The sequence below is a fragment of the Sphingobacterium sp. UT-1RO-CII-1 genome, assembly GCF_026711005.1.
Taxonomy (GTDB): domain Bacteria; phylum Bacteroidota; class Bacteroidia; order Sphingobacteriales; family Sphingobacteriaceae; genus Sphingobacterium.
This window is the reverse complement of sequence record NZ_JAPPVJ010000002.1, coordinates 553,737-570,288: the sequence shown is the minus strand read 5'-3', so window position 1 is coordinate 570,288 and position 16,552 is coordinate 553,737. Positions and strand designations below refer to the sequence as shown.

The 16,552-nt window shown below is 37.5% G+C and carries 16 protein-coding genes and 1 pseudogene; 8 read left to right on the top strand and 9 right to left on the bottom strand.

The genetic code is table 11. From position 1 onward, the window contains the following. Positions 1–9 precede the first annotated feature (9 nt). Positions 10–240, top strand: coding sequence for a hypothetical protein (locus ORI89_RS06355; protein ID WP_268229604.1), 231 nt, complete (start codon positions 10–12; stop codon positions 238–240). A gap of 131 nt (positions 241–371) precedes the next feature. Here ORI89_RS06355 and ORI89_RS06350 read toward each other — a convergent pair. The 5 genes and pseudogenes from ORI89_RS06350 to ORI89_RS06330 form a co-directional block, all read right to left on the bottom strand. Further along, positions 372–581 (bottom strand): annotated as a pseudogene (locus ORI89_RS06350) (hypothetical protein); the annotation flags it as partial. A gap of 41 nt (positions 582–622) precedes the next feature. Beyond that, positions 623–1,291, bottom strand: coding sequence for a DUF6904 family protein (locus ORI89_RS06345; protein WP_268229603.1), 669 nt, complete (start codon positions 1,289–1,291; stop codon positions 623–625). A gap of 45 nt (positions 1,292–1,336) precedes the next feature. Further along, on the bottom strand, positions 1,337–1,828 hold the full coding sequence (locus ORI89_RS06340) for a hypothetical protein (RefSeq protein WP_268229602.1): 492 nt from the start codon (positions 1,826–1,828) through the stop codon (positions 1,337–1,339). A gap of 175 nt (positions 1,829–2,003) precedes the next feature. Then, positions 2,004–2,666, bottom strand: coding sequence for a hypothetical protein (locus ORI89_RS06335; protein ID WP_268229601.1), 663 nt, complete (start codon positions 2,664–2,666; stop codon positions 2,004–2,006). Between the two features lie 47 nt (positions 2,667–2,713). Further along, positions 2,714–3,262, bottom strand: a complete 549-nt coding sequence (locus ORI89_RS06330) for a hypothetical protein (protein WP_268229600.1) — start codon at positions 3,260–3,262, stop codon at positions 2,714–2,716. A 507-nt stretch (positions 3,263–3,769) separates the two neighbouring features. Between ORI89_RS06330 and ORI89_RS06325 the strand changes: the two genes are divergently transcribed. From ORI89_RS06325 to ORI89_RS06315, 3 genes are read left to right on the top strand one after another with little or no spacing between them, the layout of a single operon-like run. Continuing rightward, entirely contained in the window at positions 3,770–7,975 is a 4,206-nt protein-coding gene (locus ORI89_RS06325; RefSeq protein WP_268229599.1) for a SusC/RagA family TonB-linked outer membrane protein, read from the top strand. Positions 7,976–7,979: 4 nt separating this feature from the next. Then, the gene (locus tag ORI89_RS06320; RefSeq protein WP_268229598.1) at positions 7,980–9,335 is read left to right on the top strand and encodes a RagB/SusD family nutrient uptake outer membrane protein; all 1,356 of its coding nucleotides are present in this window, start codon (positions 7,980–7,982) and stop codon (positions 9,333–9,335) included. 5 nt (positions 9,336–9,340) lie between these two features. Further along, positions 9,341–10,579 carry a TlpA family protein disulfide reductase gene (locus ORI89_RS06315; RefSeq protein WP_268229597.1) on the top strand — a complete coding sequence of 413 codons (1,239 nt, stop codon included), beginning with the start codon at positions 9,341–9,343 and terminating at the stop codon, positions 10,577–10,579. Positions 10,580–10,639: 60 nt separating this feature from the next. Here ORI89_RS06315 and ORI89_RS06310 read toward each other — a convergent pair whose 3' ends face one another. The 4 genes from ORI89_RS06310 to ORI89_RS06295 all read right to left on the bottom strand — a co-directional run bounded on the left by ORI89_RS06310 (position 10,640) and on the right by ORI89_RS06295 (position 12,905). After that, entirely contained in the window at positions 10,640–10,864 is a 225-nt protein-coding gene (locus ORI89_RS06310) for a hypothetical protein (protein WP_268229596.1), read from the bottom strand. A gap of 141 nt (positions 10,865–11,005) precedes the next feature. Continuing rightward, complete coding sequence (locus ORI89_RS06305; RefSeq protein ID WP_268229595.1) at positions 11,006–11,212, bottom strand: hypothetical protein; 207 nt, start codon at positions 11,210–11,212, stop codon at positions 11,006–11,008. 147 nt (positions 11,213–11,359) lie between these two features. Next, positions 11,360–11,818 carry a hypothetical protein gene (locus ORI89_RS06300; protein ID WP_268229594.1) on the bottom strand — a complete coding sequence of 153 codons (459 nt, stop codon included), beginning with the start codon at positions 11,816–11,818 and terminating at the stop codon, positions 11,360–11,362. A 304-nt stretch (positions 11,819–12,122) separates the two neighbouring features. Continuing rightward, the gene (locus ORI89_RS06295) at positions 12,123–12,905 is read right to left on the bottom strand and encodes an MBL fold metallo-hydrolase (protein WP_268229593.1); all 783 of its coding nucleotides are present in this window, start codon (positions 12,903–12,905) and stop codon (positions 12,123–12,125) included. 183 nt (positions 12,906–13,088) lie between these two features. On the opposite strand from ORI89_RS06295, the gene ORI89_RS06290 reads away from it, so the two are divergent. The 4 genes from ORI89_RS06290 (at position 13,089) to ORI89_RS06275 (ending at position 16,549) form a co-directional block, all read left to right on the top strand. After that, positions 13,089–13,628 (top strand): AAA family ATPase, encoded by a 540-nt coding sequence (locus ORI89_RS06290; protein ID WP_268229592.1) that lies wholly within the window; start codon positions 13,089–13,091, stop codon positions 13,626–13,628. 4 nt (positions 13,629–13,632) lie between these two features. Further along, on the top strand, positions 13,633–14,184 hold the full coding sequence (locus ORI89_RS06285; protein ID WP_268229591.1) for a DUF1572 family protein: 552 nt from the start codon (positions 13,633–13,635) through the stop codon (positions 14,182–14,184). A 239-nt stretch (positions 14,185–14,423) separates the two neighbouring features. Beyond that, complete coding sequence (locus tag ORI89_RS06280; RefSeq protein ID WP_268229590.1) at positions 14,424–15,290, top strand: helix-turn-helix domain-containing protein; 867 nt, start codon at positions 14,424–14,426, stop codon at positions 15,288–15,290. A 128-nt stretch (positions 15,291–15,418) separates the two neighbouring features. Next, positions 15,419–16,549, top strand: a complete 1,131-nt coding sequence (locus tag ORI89_RS06275; protein ID WP_268229589.1) for an efflux RND transporter periplasmic adaptor subunit — start codon at positions 15,419–15,421, stop codon at positions 16,547–16,549. The last annotated feature ends 3 nt before the right edge of the window (positions 16,550–16,552 follow it).

The following is a 16,552-nucleotide window of genomic DNA, read 5'->3' as shown; positions in this document are numbered from 1 at the left end:
AATTGGAATTTGAAAAATAGTGCAGGGGTTGGAAATATTCATTTTAACACGAAGCGATTAGAGGCGATGATTGGCTACAACCACAATGACAAGAATAGCTTTAAGATATGGAATCATATAACAGCAGATGAGTTTGAAATATCTGATCGATTATTTCCTGAATCTTTTGAGTCGTTTTTTCTAATTAATGAATTAGAAAGGGCTGCTGCGATTAATAATGATGAAGGTCCTCCTATTTAACTATGTGTTATAATATTAGGTAACAATTCAAAGTTTTCCATATTGTTTTTTTTAAAAGACTCATTTCTCATTATTTGAATTAAATACAAACTATATGATATTTATTAGCCACAATTACAACGATAAAGTAGTTATTGAACCCATAGCTGAAAGACTTGGAGAAATTTTTGGTAAAGACAAAGTTTTTTATGATTGTTGGTCATGATGTTTTCCAGCGTATATTTCAACCAGTGAAAGGGATTTACCTCATGCTTTTTGCAGATAGCAAAGAAAGAGTATATCATGTCTGCATGCATAGTTGCGTCATGTAAACCAGCAAATAGATAATTTTTGCTGCCCAGATCAGATCTTATTTCGTATTTACTACCTACTAACAATTGTGTTACCATTTGATTTCCGGGAATTTAGAAAACTCGAGATCCCCAATTTCGCACTGTTGCTCTGTAGCAGAAGTTTGAAAAGAAGCGATTAATTCTTGGTATTCGGGCGAGGATATCAAAAAGAAGGAATTCAGTAATTTTGGTATATTTCGAAACCTTGTCTTGCCTAGCTTCTTATTTACGAATTCAATATGAATTGCCTGGTAAATTATAAAAACATGTTGGTTTGTAACATCGATTCGTTGAGAAATAAACTCTTTGATAGAATTTGCACCTCTTGGGTCGTAGGCGAAAAGTGCTTCTTCAAGAATATGCTCTAGAATGTAAAGGTTTGCTTGATCTCTACCGTCGTTTCGAGTGAAGCCAGCATTAAAACGAAGCGTGCTTAGAAATATAAGTATATCAGTCCATATTAGTTGAAATCCATAATAAGTGTATTGCGTGTCATCACCGATATATTCTAATTTATCCTTTATCCTTTGACCGGAAAATGCCTTTCTTATTTCATATGCGAAGTTCATTAAAAGCTTATGTTGACCTTTTTGATATTTATCTGCTTCTGAAAGAGTAGATGCTATCTTATGAACGGTTTCATACAGGCTATTAAGGTCTGCATAATCGCCATAGATATTGATTCCGGTGCCATTTTTACTAGGGTAGCCTTGTATCATTATGTTAGTGTTATAGTATTCCTTTTCAATTCGTAAAAGTTTTTATCAGTGAGAATAGAGCACTCCCACCTCTCTCTCTTCTTTCTTTTTTGTTCCCCGTTTTCCTTTGATCGAATATTTTGGTGAAAACTTGTAGTACAGCCTTTCCTCAAGTTCTTTCCTTCCAAGCTCAACTAGAATATACGAAACAGTCAGATGTGTTGTGATTTTTTGATTCAGCAAGTTCTCGATTTCTTGACAAAATCCTTTTTTTGAGCTTGGTTTTTCATAAGTATGAAAGTTAGAAAAATAATGATTTCCTATATTCCTTCGCAATGTGTGATTTTTGGTGTTTAGAAGATCAGTCATTCTCCCTTTGAGACTTCCAGTTTCTCCAACATAACAAATTTCGCCATCTTCGCGGAATATGTAGACTGCCGCCTTGGAAGAAAAAGAGTTAGCCCAACTTCTAGATAGTTCAATTTTCTGATTATTAGAATTATTTAGCAACTCATACTCAAGTCTTATTAAGTATTCTTCAATCTGTTTTTTTGTCATATTTACTTGTCTTTAGGGTTAATTTGTATTGAGGATCCTTAGTTGTGTCGAATATTAGCAATTCACAGAATGAAAACAAATCACTTTGGTTTTATAAAATTGACCAATTACATCGACTTTAAATATTGAGCTTCTCTGTTACGTTATTAATAGTGTCCATGATCTTCCTGCAATATTACACATCCTCCTTATACAACAGCCACTTCTCGTCTGTTTTGGGAAGCTTTCTGTGTGGCAGAAACTTGGGTTTCTTGCGTTTATTGGATAGCGTTGTGACGGCGCGGGATACGAGGATAGGGCGGAAGGACTCAGGAAGCTGTAATTCTCCCGACTCAGCTTTAGCTAATAAATCTTGGTAAAGTTTATACCCTGTAACCCCGTCTTTAAAATAACCATCCTGAAGCCAATCTTCGAGTATGCTCAAGACCAAAGCTTCGTGTTGAGGCGTTACATTATATTCAGGTTCTAACGGAATAGAGTAAGGTTCAATGACCGTTACCTTCTTGTTGAAACTTCCAGTGCCTTTGAATTTAATGGTTTTCTTTCCAGTTTTCTTACTTTCTATTTCTGTCTTCGTGGCGTAAATCTTGATAGTAGCCTCCTCAAATGAGTCCTTGAAAAACATATCCTTGGGGATTTTTCCCAAGACGCGCGCATAGAAATTGGTGTGATTAATATCATAAGCCGCATCGGTCGTCAGATCTTCATTATCTTCTACCTCTTTAAAGTCCTTGCCGATCAAAAATGCAAACTCCTCCTGTGTGTAGCCTTTGGCTTCACGATACATTCGAACTGTTGTGTTAAGCTCGTAAGAAAGTGTCGGGATAGTAATCGGCATATAAGAAATGATATAGGCCCAAATTTAAGAAATAAAGGCGAAAACGCTTAATCTTCTTTCAATTCCATGTTGCGGACAAACCTAATAAGCTTGGCTTTCTTTTTATCTTCGTCTGCCATTTGAACTTTAAGTAATTTTCCCTCATTATATAAATCTTCCAATTGTGCGGAAAAGTCGGAGTCCTTTTTATGATTCTCTTGCGGCAGAAATGAATTATAGTAAGTTGTAATTTCAGCGCGTAGACGTGGCGTATCAAAATAACCTTCTTCAAGTAATGAATTAAGCGCCGCTTTGACGCTCATTTTTTTAAGAATAGGTATTCTAGTCTTCTCTACCAATTGATCATCATCTAATAATTCATCTGGTAAAATATCCTGCATGGTTACACCAAAATAATTCAAAGCTTTTTTAGTGAACTCAGGAGTATAGCTTTCGTTATTATAGATGTTTTCAAAACCAGCAACTCGTGTCGGATTTGACCCTTCTGTTATCCTTCTAGAAAACTCCCTTCCAGAGATCCCTTCTTCAGAGTAAAGCGTTCTAAAAGTGTCAATGATATGTTGAGCTAGTACTGTAATTTTCCCTTTTGGTTTCATTACAGCTAATACAATGAAAACTTGTGTTATTAGTCGATAGGAGATGTTTGCATTTTATTAAAAATATGTTTATATTTGTTTTATAATTAGAAGGTTGAAAATCTTCATTGGTGTTAAATTTAGAGTCTTGCGACTGTTTATTTCTGAGGTCACAACGCAAGTCGGCAGATTAAACACCCATGTCTACGCATTTATGCTATATTTGCATAATTGGTAGATGTGGGACTGCTGTAAACCCGTGTTGTGTAAAGCCTCAGAAACTTTAAATAAACAGTCACGGTGTGTAGTCCCACATGTATCAAATTACTACTCTCCAACAAGACTCATAACATAAACAAGTTATGAGCTTAAAACAATTTCTTCAAAACATTTTTTGCCCTCCAGAGTAATGGGGTATCGTAGTCTATTTGCTAGACTACGATGATGTATTCCTATGGACGAGGGCGCCCCGATATAGGATTTTTATTTTTTATAAACCATTTATGAATTTTATAAATCTATGTTACTATGATGCGATTTTTACGCAAAGGGGATTATTATGCCCTAGAAAAACCTATAAAGAAAAGATGTTACTTATCTCTAAATAGCTTTCAATGTTTATTGCTGCCTCTCGGCACAATTTATTATCAGTTTAGTTGTAATGTTCAGGAGTCCCGCGCCCGCGGGACAACTGGCGATGCTTTTAAATTGAAACGTGCTTTGACACATGCGCTACACTTTCTAAAAGCCGTCTATGAACAACAGCGACACATGCTCGGTACATATCTGACACATGAACGGCACAACAACCACACATGTTTGACACATGAACCACACATGAACGGCACAACAAAGTGTGTGGAAAAGGGAGAAAAGAGCAAGAACCAGGCAGTCATGAAGCCATCATGGAGCATGGCTAGTGTAATGTCTTTTAATACACTCCTTATACACTGTTACTACTTCACGCATACTTGGAGAATACTTAGGCCATACACTAAGAGTGCTTCGGCTAGGGTAGCCGGGGTGTTCGGCATGGCTTCGAGATTGGGTCGTACTTTGGTGGACATTTGTTCGACTGGTGTTCGACTGCTGTTCGAGTGTTGTTCGAGTGCTGTTCGAGTGCGAGTCGAAGCCCAGTCGAAGGCGAGTCGAAGAGCATCCGAAGGATTGTCGAACAAGTGTCGAAGCCGACTCGAAGCCCAGTCGAAGGACTGTCGAAGAGCACTCGAAGGATTGTCGAACAAGTGTCGAACACGACTCGAAGAACTGGTAAATAGACCACCACGTTTTACTTGCAATGACGGTAAGGTGGTGAATGATCTGTATATGAATCGATTGATTTTAAGGTGGTTTGAGTCGTTTTGCGAAGGGGTTAGGGGTAAAGTGGAGTCTATGTTAGTTAAAAGCAAAAGGAGCTCTCAAAACAGCTTAAATGAAGCGGATGGTTTCCTGCTTGATAAAGAAAGAGCTGACGATATTAAAAGACCTATGGTCTATGGCTTACAGCTTATAGCGATATTTTGTGTGTTGTTTAGTTCGCTTGTGTATACGCAGGCGGCCGCTCAGACGCAGACCGAGCTTGTGCTTCGTGGTGAAGTACGCTCGGCTGCCGATGGGCAAGCAATTGAGGGGGCAACAGTATCCGTGGCTAAAAGAAATGCTTATACCGACAAAGAGGGGAAGTTTAGCATACGGGTGAATAACACATCGGGGATAATCGCTGTAAAGCATATAGGCTATAGCGAACAGAAAGTTACTTATGAAAATATAAATGCATTTTTAAAAATCTCTCTACAGACCAGTGAGCGGCAGATAGAAGAGGTAGAAGTGATCAGTACAGGATTTCAAGCTATACCCAAAGAGCGGGCAACAGGCAGCTTTGAATTTGTAGACAACAAACTATTCAATAGAAAAGTGTCTACGGATTTCGTGAGCCGACTTGAGGATGTCGTACCGAGCATATCATCTATAAAGACGAGTTCTTCCAATAGGGGTAACGTTATGAACCTTCATATTCGAGGTCAAAGTACATTAAGATCCGAGCGTTGGCCTTTAGTTGTTATTGATGGAATACCTTATGTTAATCGTTTTGGTGAATATGGTAAGGGAATGTTTAATAATATTAACCCCAACGATATTGAAAACATCACCGTATTGAAAGATGCAGCAGCATCTTCTATTTGGGGCGCGCAGTCTGGGAACGGCGTGATTGTTATTACGACGAAGCGTGCAAAGTATAACCAGCCTTTCCAGTTGTCTTTTAATAGCAGCTTGACAGTGGGTGAAAAGCCCGACTTGTATTATTACCCACAAATGTCAAGTGCAGACCATATAGAAGCTGAACGTTTTTTGTTTGATAATGGATATTGGGACAGTAGAATGTACGATTTTGATGAAAATTTAAGTCCCGTAATACAACTACTAAAGAAACATAAAGAAGGTGGTGTTTCTGACGTAGATATGGAAGCTGAGTTTGAGCGTTTGCGTTCAATTGATGTACGTGATGATTTTTTGAAACACGTATACCGTAATTCTACAAAACAGCAATACAACTTGCAGTTGTTGGGAGGCTCGGAAAAGATAAATACACAACTTTCTATTGGTTACGATAAAAATTTAAATTCTTTAGTTACTTCTTCTTATGAGCGGTTTACTGTGAAGAATAATACGCAATTACGTCCGTTGAAGAACTTGAGTTTAGATCTGGGTATAACTTATACAGAAGCAAAAACAAGAGATGCTACAACTAGTGGTGTGGAATATATGCGTTTGTATAGAAATTATCCATATCTAGAATTAGCTGATGAAGCAGGTAGACCACTAGTTGTTGATGCTACCCATTATAGTCCTGAATTTCGAGATACGGCTGCGGGTGGACGGCTTTTAGATTGGAAATATAGACCTTTAGAAGAACTGTATGAGGATTATGAAAAGACTCATTTACGAGAGGTGTTCTTAAATTTTCAAACTGCTTATCAACTTTCTCCTTCTTTGGCAGTAAAAGCTTTGTATGCCTATCAGCATTCCACCAATCCTATTGAACTTTGGTACGGTTTAGGGTCTATTTTTCAAAGGTCGTTAATAAATTCCCATGCTTCTTGGACAGATAATGAAGTGATTTGGGGCTTACCCGTAGGAGATTATTTAAATACGATATCTAGATATAACAAGAGTCATCAGGGGCGGTTACAATTAGATTATACGAAATCCTGGAAAGCAAAGCATGAACTGAACGCTATAGCAGGAGCTGAAATTCGTCAGGTAGGTAATAATTTAATCGGAGCAGCATTTTGGGGCTATGATCCTCAAAATTTAAGTTTTAAATCTTTAGAATTCGGTAAGCCGATTCCGGTCTTTAATGGAATGGGAGGATCGGTCTATTTAGATGACCATGCTCAGCTGGAGGGATATACTAACCGATACATATCCTATTATGCAAATGGATCTTATACGTATGATAAGCGCTATATATTGAGTGCTAGCGCCCGGCAGGATGCTTCAAACTTATTTGGCGTAAAGACGAATGATAAGTTTCAACCTTTTTGGTCGGTCGGTGGGGCTTGGTTGCTTTCGAATGAAAGCTTTATCAATGAGCAGGTTTTTCCGTTACTCAAATTGCGAGCTACCTATGGTTATAACGGAAATGTAAATAATTCTACTGCTGCATTTCCAATTATCAATGTACAGTCTGCACCACATTCTGTAACAGGCAACTCATATGCGCAAATGCAAGCACCGCCAAACCCAAGCTTGCGCTGGGAGCGCGTAGGAATGTTTAATATGGGCTTAGATTTTAATGTCAAAAACCGTTTCTCGGGTGCTTTAGAGTATTATATTAAAAAACCTAAAGACTTGATCGCCACATCCACCATAGATCCGTCAACAGGATACAGTACTTTAATGGTAAATGCTGCCGATTTAGATGGTAGAGGAGTTGATCTGTCATTACAATCGCTAAACATACAGACAAAAGATTTTAATTGGATAAGTAACCTAGTATTTGCTTACCACACCATGAAGGTAACAAAGGCTTATAACCTTAATCTTCGTTCAGATACGTATCGTTCTGGAAATTTTGGAACTATAATGACTCCTATAAAAGGTTATGATTTGTATAGCTTATTAACTTATAAATGGGCAGGGTTGGATGCAGAGACAGGTATGCCACAGGGTTATTTAGATGGAGAGGTGTCGGATGATTACTTTGCTTTAGTATATAACTCGCAAGTGGAAGATATGGATAATCACGGCTCATCACGACCTAGATTTTTTGGCTCACTCCGAAATAGTATTTCTTACAAAAACTTCGATTTATCCTTTAATATATCTTATCAATTGGGTTACAAATTCGTCCGTTCTTCCTTTGATAATCGCTATTTTAAACAAAGTGGTTTACAACATAAAGATTTTGGAAACCGTTGGCAAAAGCCAGGTGACGAGAAATATACAGATGTTCCTTCTTTTATATACTCAAATAATGTTGCTGCTGCGGATTTATATTACTATTCCTCGGCTTTAGTTGAACGAGGTGACCAGATTAAGCTGCGGGATATTCAACTGAGCTATACAATGAAGCAACTCGAAAAAGTAGGGCTTAAAAATGCACGTATTTACGCTTATATACAAAATATAGGGACACTATGGCGGGCAAATGAAAAAGGAATAGACCCAGAGTATGGAGAAAATATTCCAGACCCGAGGTATACTTCTTTTGGTGTGAACTTTAATTTATAAAATCATGAAACACAATTTACTTTTTATATTTCTGATAAGCCTTTTAAGTTTTGGCTGTAAAGATTATTTGGACCTAAAGCCTGATGCTAAAATGGCAGTGCCCAAGACCTTGGAACATGCCGATCTTTTATTGAATGATTACGGGACTTTAAATAACGGCTACCCGTCACTTAGTGATATAGGAACGGATGATTATTATTTGAAGGATAGTGATTGGAAGAGTTTATCTCAAGAAGATGAGAGAGTAACTTATAATTGGTCTGCTCAGATTTTAACAATGACTACTCAATGGCAAAATCCCTACAAAACCGTCTATTTAGCAAATCAGGTTTTGGATATTTTAAAAGATGTGGATAAAAATCAAAATCAGGCTAAGTATGATAAAGTATGGGGCGGAGCACACTTCTTTCGGGCATTTGCTTTTCATCAAGTAGCTCGGAATTTTACTTTGCCTTACAGGCCTGAGACGGCAAAACAGGAGATGGGTATTCCTTTGCGATTGACTCCAGGCTTGGATTATAAGTCGGTGCGAAGTTCGCTAGAGGATACTTACCAGCAGATTATAGCCGATTATAAAGAAGCGCTACAGTATTTACCTAACAGAGAGCCAGTGGTTGCTCGGCCTCATAAAGCTGCTGCTCATGCAGGGCTTGCACGGGTATACTTGGATATGCAAGATTATGAAAAGGCTTATATATATGCTGAAGAAAGTTTGAGTATTTATGAAGAGTTATTAATGTATGAAGATATAAATCCAGTACTCTCATATCCTTTTCAGCGATTTAATAAAGAAGTTCTTTTTCCTGCTGTTAGTTTAATTTCTGCAGCTATAGGACAAAATTTTGGACGTATTTCACCTGATTTATATAATTCATATAGTGAACATGATTATCGCAAAAGACTATATTTTAGAGCGCATACAGCAGAATCTGGAGCTTATGTGTTTAAAGGTTCCTATAATAACAATGCAGGAATGAGTTTCTTAGGTTTGACAACTAGTGAAGTCTATTTGATTAAAGCGGAGGCTGGTGTACGCATCGGAAAAGTAGATGAAGCATTAATTGCTATAAATACATTGCTCAAAAGCAGGATAGATGCAGATTATTTCGCTCCCATTACGGAGTCTGATGACGATCGTCTGCTCAAATTAATACTGGACGAGCGGAGAAAAGAACTCGTATTTCGGGGAAGCCGGTGGGCAGATTTGAAGCGGTTGAACCAAGATGAACGTTTTAAAAAGAGATTAACCCGTAGCCTAAATGGCCAAATATATACCCTAGAACCCAATAGTTTGAAATATGCACATTTGTTGCCAAATATGGTCATAACCGAGTCGGGTATGCCACAAAATAAACGTTAATGACGATGAGAATACAGATAAAGATATTATTCTTGCTGTTGGCTTTAAGCCTACAGGCGCAGGATAAGGTCGATTTGAGCAAGGCTTTAAAAGTAGGACAGGAGCTGCCTGTTTTGCCGGATTTGCCAGTGCTGAATTACCAATCGCCCAAAATAGATTGGGGTGAAATAAACGATAAAGTTATTATTCTGGACTTTTTTGATACGAGTTGTAGCAATTGTATTCGGGATATGCCCAAACTACAAAAATTGCAGGATGAGCTGAGCGACAAATTGCAGATTGTACTTGTGACCTGGCAGGATAAGGAGACTATAGAGAGATTTTATGCCAACAATGCCTATTTGAAAAAGAACAAGGTGCATTTGCCTACAATTTATGGTGACACCTTATTAAAATCGTACTTCCCGCATAAAGGAGTACCGCATACGGCTTGGATTTTTCAGAATAAGGTACAGGCAACTAGTTTTGCTGATTTTTCAAAAGCAGAAAATGTAGAAAAATTATACAACGACGGTGCAGTTAGGTTGCCAATTAAAAATGATTTTGCGGATAAAATTGTATCAAGTCTAACAAAAACCTCTGAGTTAAATAGAATTGGTTCTGTACGTATTTTAAAAGGGTTTAATGAAGAAGCTAAAGAAAGTGGATTGGAAATACGTTATGATTCACTAGAAGATGTTAACGTGTCTACCATTAATAACTTGGATGTTTTGGGGGCGTATACCTCGGTACTTGCAAGATTAAAGAAGCCAACCTTTTTTCTCAAAGAGGAACGTATAGTTTGGTCTGTTAAAAATGCTGATAAATATCGATATCCCATAAATGGAGAAGGGAAAACATCATGGCTGCTTATTAATGGGATTAATTATGAACGTATTGAAAGTAAAATTAGAACGGAAGAAGAAATTGCAAATGCTATTATATCGGATTTGAATATGTTTTTAGGATTAAATGTCCGATGGGATAATAGAAAAATACCTTGTTTAGTGTTGCAAAGTATTAATAATAAGTTGGTGCAAGAAGAAAAAGAAAGTGGTTTGTCAAGTACAGATGTGTTAGCTTTTATGATTGATTATCAAGGAGAGTTTCCGCCGGTTGTGGATGAGGTTAAATCTAAATTACGTATGGAAATTAAAGACTATTCGAGCGTAGAAACTTTAAACAGGCAATTGGAAAAATACGGGCTGATGTTAAAGGAAGATATGCGTGAACTTGAAGTCTTAGTATTTGAAGAAGTAGAATAAAAATCAAAAGGGGGCTGCTTTTATGCGCCCCCTTGCTCATTTGTTATATGCTTTAGTAACCTACGGTTTTTTTAACTTTACATTAGTAGATGAACTGCGGGTGTGTAGTGCCAAAATCATCTCGTCTTTCAGTGCCTCAGTCAATTCAGGATGGTCGGAACCATCATTGTTGGCCTGCACTGCGCAGATTTGATCTGTACCTATTGGACAACTTGGCGCAGAACTTCTTAATGTATAGTCTTGAGAAAACGTAGGATTACTGCCAGTTAATTCAAACCAAGACATAATCTTATACTTTATCTGTTTACTATTCTGTTTACAATCGGTTCATTCCGTTTTTTAAGCGGAACGGCTGCTGTGCCTCTGCCTAGCAGAAAAACCATCTATTCATGGTGCAGTCGCAGTCATTTAATATCTTATCCCGCGCTACCGGGTGAACACCGCAAACTTACGCCGGTACATTTTCATGTGCGGCTGTTTGCCGGAAACAAAAGTAAGCAGCAGCTGGGATACAACCATCAGCCCGATTCCTTTTAGGAAGTTGCTGTGGCGCATAGCTTCGCCAACAGCCCTTATGTGAAGTGCTTTTGCGCTGTATCTGCCTTTACTCCTTATATTTCCTGCGTGTTGCATTTTTATAACTTTATTTTACCTCATCCGTAAATGTATAAAACAAAGTTAGGGCAGTTTTGAAGAATTGCAGTTTCGATTTCGATAATAATAAGTTTCGAAATCGGTATTAAAAAGTTGTGATTTTGAAACTTTTAATACCTAGTATATTTATAAGGTGCTGTAGTAGCTTCTACTCATACTTAAATAATTGGCTTTGTCTCTATTGCTGATTGCTTGGGCAATGCCTTTGAAATAGGTAGGGAAAAGATCTTTAGCTTTTTCCTTTTCCTGCTTTAAGAGCTCGCCACGTATAGCACGGCGGCGTTGCCAGTGCATAATCAGCTTTTGATAGGGCTTAAGCAGATACGAGTGGGATGCCATAATTTGAATAAAATCGGCCTCCGACAGGCTGAGAAACTGGCCAGCTGTTAGTGTGACAAAAACCTCGGCATACTTCATGGGTGGGATAATAAGAAAATCGTTCGGCCCTATAAAGTGTTTGATGTCTTCATCAGGTACGCCTATTTTCTTGATAACACCTTGGGCGACGTATACGATGTCGCCTTTTTTTAAGCTTAGCTGGCGGTTTTGCCCAAGACTATGTTCTTGCAGACGGTTTTTGAGCATTAAGGTGGCGTCTGCACAAATTTTGACGTGCTTGTTGATTTCTGTAAATAATTGATCGGTCATCTCTTTTCATCCTTTCTTACATGTTTAGTTGTGAATGGCTTTATTAAGTTAGTCGTACTTGTGTGGCCTTTTAAGGAGTTTACAAGTTGGTTTATAAAAGCTTCTTTAAATCAGTTTATTACAAATGAAAGACATATATCTTTATAAAGCGAATATTTGCTTTATAAATAACTGATTTCTTAAAAATTGTAGAGAAAGCTCACATCTGATGTCGTACTGGTTTTTGATCTGTATGATATAATCAATTGTTTTTTGTAAACGATTTAAATTCGTTGATGTCGTGATAGCCGAAAATCTTAATTTCAGGATGCTGTGAAATCAAATCTCGAATCTTGTTGAGTGATTTTATTCGCATCTTATTATTATCTGCTCTGGCTTCTGCTAGTGCATGGACAGGATGTTCAGGGTAATTTAGCTCCTCACGTAGATAGTAAGCATCCGCCACATAAAATATCCATTTACCATCGACTTTTAGTGCAACTCCGCAATGCCCTAAGGTATGCCCAAATAGCGGAATGAAGTAGATTTCCGTATCAAGGGAGGTATTAACCTTTCTGGCTTCAAAACCAAACCATTGCTGCGTGGAATTTCCATATGTTCTGATTGTCGGATTGTGGTCTAACGGAGATTTTAGATATCTCGCATTTCCGGAAAGAAAATTTTCATATTCTTCACGACCAATATGTACCGTTGCATTCGGAAAATCGGGAAGCCCGCCAATATGGTCATTGTCCAGATGAGAGATGACACAATCATGGATCAATTCGGGGCTCAGCCCCAATTGTTGAATTTGTCTGATGGCAGTCAGATTTTCATCAAATCGGTAGCCCGTTATTTCGATCAGCTCTTTACCGATTCGTTCTTCCGGATAAAGGCTGTCTGACAGACCGATTCCAGTGTCGATGAGTATCATTTTGTTATCTTCTTTAACAAGCAAACAATGTCCGCAAACGTTCTCCCGGAATGGAGAAACAATTCTAACACAGTTTAGGTGATATAACTTTGGGGTAGCCTTTACAGTCATTATTGTTTTTTGAAAATTAAATATACTGTTGAAAGGCTATAAATGTAGTATTTTTCTTTAAAAACTAGAACATTTGTTCTAATTTTGTGTGCTAAAATTAGAATCGAAATTTTTACAGGAATGAATATTTTGAAATTAGTTTATTAAGGGTAACCGAAACATCAGCTTATTAGAAAAAAGATAATGAATAATTTATTTGTCATTACAGGCGGCCCCGGGGCAGGAAAAACAACCTTACTGAATTCTTTGGAAGCAAAAGGATATAAGGTCATTCCTGAAGTTGCTAGAATAATTATCCGTAAAGAAGTAGAAAGAAAAGGTGATGCATTACCATGGAAAAACAAAGAGCTTTATACAGATAAAATGATAACAGCTTCAATTCAGGATTACAAGACCGTAAATAAAGAGCAACAGACCGAAATTTGTTTTTTTGATCGGGGTACATTGGATGCTCTTTGTTATGCGGAAATGATAGGATATACACTGGCGCCCGAAATAATTGAGAAAGTGCGGAAGTGCAAGTATAATTCTAAGGTTTTTATATTGCCGCCCTGGAAAGAAATTTATACAACGGATACCGAGAGAAAGCAGGACTGGAAAGAAGCGAATGATACATATACCTACCTCAAAAATATGTACGAAAGATTTGGATATGAAGTTGTCGTTGTTCCGATAGGTACAGTTGATGAAAGAAAAGAATTTATATTAAACCAAATTAGTTAAGCAAATGAACAGCTACTTAAAAGGTGTTAAAAAACAGTTTTTGTATTACAAAATGCTTGGAGAAAAGGCAATGGAGCAATTGCAGGAGGAGCAACTTTTCTGGCAGTATAACGTAGAAAGTAATAGCATTGCCGTCTTGGTCAACCACATTGCCGGAAATATGCTTTCGAGATTCACCGATTTCTTGACCTTAGATGGGGAAAAGCCGTGGAGAAACCGTGATGCAGAATTTAGCAATCAATTTCAAGACAAAGAGGAAGTGATGAAACATTGGAATAAAGGTTGGAGTTGTTTGTTCACTACTTTAGATAATTTAAAGGATTCTGATTTGGAAAAAATTATTTATATCAGAAATGAAGGCCATACGGTTGTAGAAGCGATTAACAGGCAATTGGCTCATTATTCTTATCACATTGGTCAACTGGTTTTTATAGCTAAAATGCTGAAAAATGAAGACTGGCAAACGTTGTCTATAGAAAGGAATAAATCGGCAGATTATAATAACCTGAAGTTCTCTAAAAAGAAAGATATAAGATATTTTACGGATGATTTATAAAAAGTAATTGAAAAAAGTAAGCACCATCTTGAAAAAGAGAACGTATTGATGAGTATTTCAGACCAGAAAAAAAAGATTTTGAAAAAAACTATTCATTATAGGTGACTTGTGGTTGTCTCACAATGTTTTATACAATCAATATACCAGAGGTGAGGCCCGCCGGGATTTTGTATCTGCTTTGCTGTCCGTTTTATTACCTTATGCCAATGATAGTGCTAAAAGTTAAATAAGATTAGAAGATGGATATAAAATGGATGACCTTGTTGTCGCTACAGAAAATATTTGCCGAGTTGGGTTCCGATGAGCACTATATCCATATGCCCGTTCATAATTTAGAATATTATCCGAGGGAACCTTACCGGTCAAATTATTATGGTATCGGATTAATTAAAGAGGGTGAAATAGAATTTTTTACCGATTTGACCAAGCATCACATATCAGGGCCAGCGATTATATTTACAGGAACTTCTTCCATTAAAAGATGGAATACAACGATATCACCCTGTGAGATGGAATCAATACTATTTTCTGAAGAATTTTTACAGGAAAAGTTAATTGAATCCAATATCGTACGTGCTTTTTCCTTATTCTCAAATAATGGAGGCTATGTACTGCAAATTAATGATGACGATTATGGTGTATTTAAGCGACTTTTTGATGTAGTCGCTTCCAGAAGCTCATCTGCCTCTCTTTATCATAAGGAAGTGGTTCGCGGTATCATTTACAGTATGATCAACGAAATAGGTCATCTCTATATGAAATACCCTCCAAAGGAAGAAAATACAAACCTGCTCGTGACCAAGTTTAAAGAGGCTGTATTTAAATATTATAAAAAAAGCAGAACAGTATCATACTATGCGGAGCTGCTTAACGTTCATCCAAAACATCTGAGCCAAACTGTTTCATCTGTAACGGGGATGCCTGCCAGCGAATGGATACACCATATTGTCATTCTGGAAGCTAAAATACTTCTTCAGAATAAGCAGCTCACTATCTCAGAGATAGCATATATATTAAATTTTCCTGAGCAAAGTACTTTTGGGAAATATTTCAAAAAATATGTAGGGATAAGCCCTGTATCTTATCGCAAAAATCTTTTTCAATAACCTTACCTTTTGACCATTATTTCTGTATTTAAGCCCTTTTTATAGGCTATCTTAAAGGTAATTTTGCCAATGAATTATGTAACGGTGTTATGTCGTTACCTAACGAAGTAATATCAATTCTATTTATTATGGCAAATAAACTTATCCGGAAACTTTGTATGTTGCTTATTGCTACAGCTTTTTTATCCTGTAAAAATGACCGGCAGCAAGATCAGCATCATGAGGAGGTCGAATCGTATCAGACTATCACCGTAAATCCTCAAAAAACAACTATTCATACAGACTTTCCTGTGACCCTGAAAGGTATACAGGATGTGGAGATCCGTCCGAAAGTCAATGGTTTCATAGCTGATATATTGGTAGATGAAGGACAAAAGGTAAGTAAAGGGCAATTATTGTTTCGTCTGTTTGCTCCTGAGTACGAAGAGCAACTTGTTCAATCTCAAGCTGCAATACAAAGTATAGAGGCTGAGATGGAGGAAGCAAAACTTCAAATCGAGAAGACAAAACCGCTTGTGCAGGAAGGGGTAATCGGGAAATATGAATTAGAATCGGCACAGCATCAATTGAAGAATAAGACCGCACAATTAAATCAGGCGAAGTCTGTTCGTAAAAGTGCGGAGGTAAACGTTGAATATACACAGATCCGTGCACCCTTTGACGGAGTTATGGACTTGGTGCCATACAAAAAGGGAAGCTTAGTTAGTAGTTCTTCTCCCAACCCACTTACTCGTATATCAGACATATCCAGAATCAATGCTTATTTTTCTATAAACGAAAAGCAATTTTTTGATTGGATGGAAAAGTCCGGTGGAAAATCCGTGAGCGATTACATTAACGAGCAAGGCGAAATTAATTTAATACTGCCCAATAATCAATTATTCAATAAAAAAGGAATCGTGGATATGGTGAGTGGACAGGTAGATCCCAAAACGGGAAGCATTGTGCTGAGAGCTATTTTTCCCAATCCTGATCAAGTTCTCAGAAGCGGTAATAGTGCTAAATTAAGAGTGTATGAAAAATTAGATAGCGCTTTGATAATACCCCAACGGGCAACCGTTGAAATACAGGGCAACCGATTTGTCTATAAGGTGGATGGCGAAGGGATGGTTACGAGTGTGGCCGTAGATTTATGGGATCATACGCCATCAAACGAATATTTTATTGTTAAATCGGGACTTATAGCAGGCGACAGGATTATTGCAGAGGGGGTGGCCGGTATAAGAGAGGGTGTCAAAATTAAAACAACCACTAAATAAGAC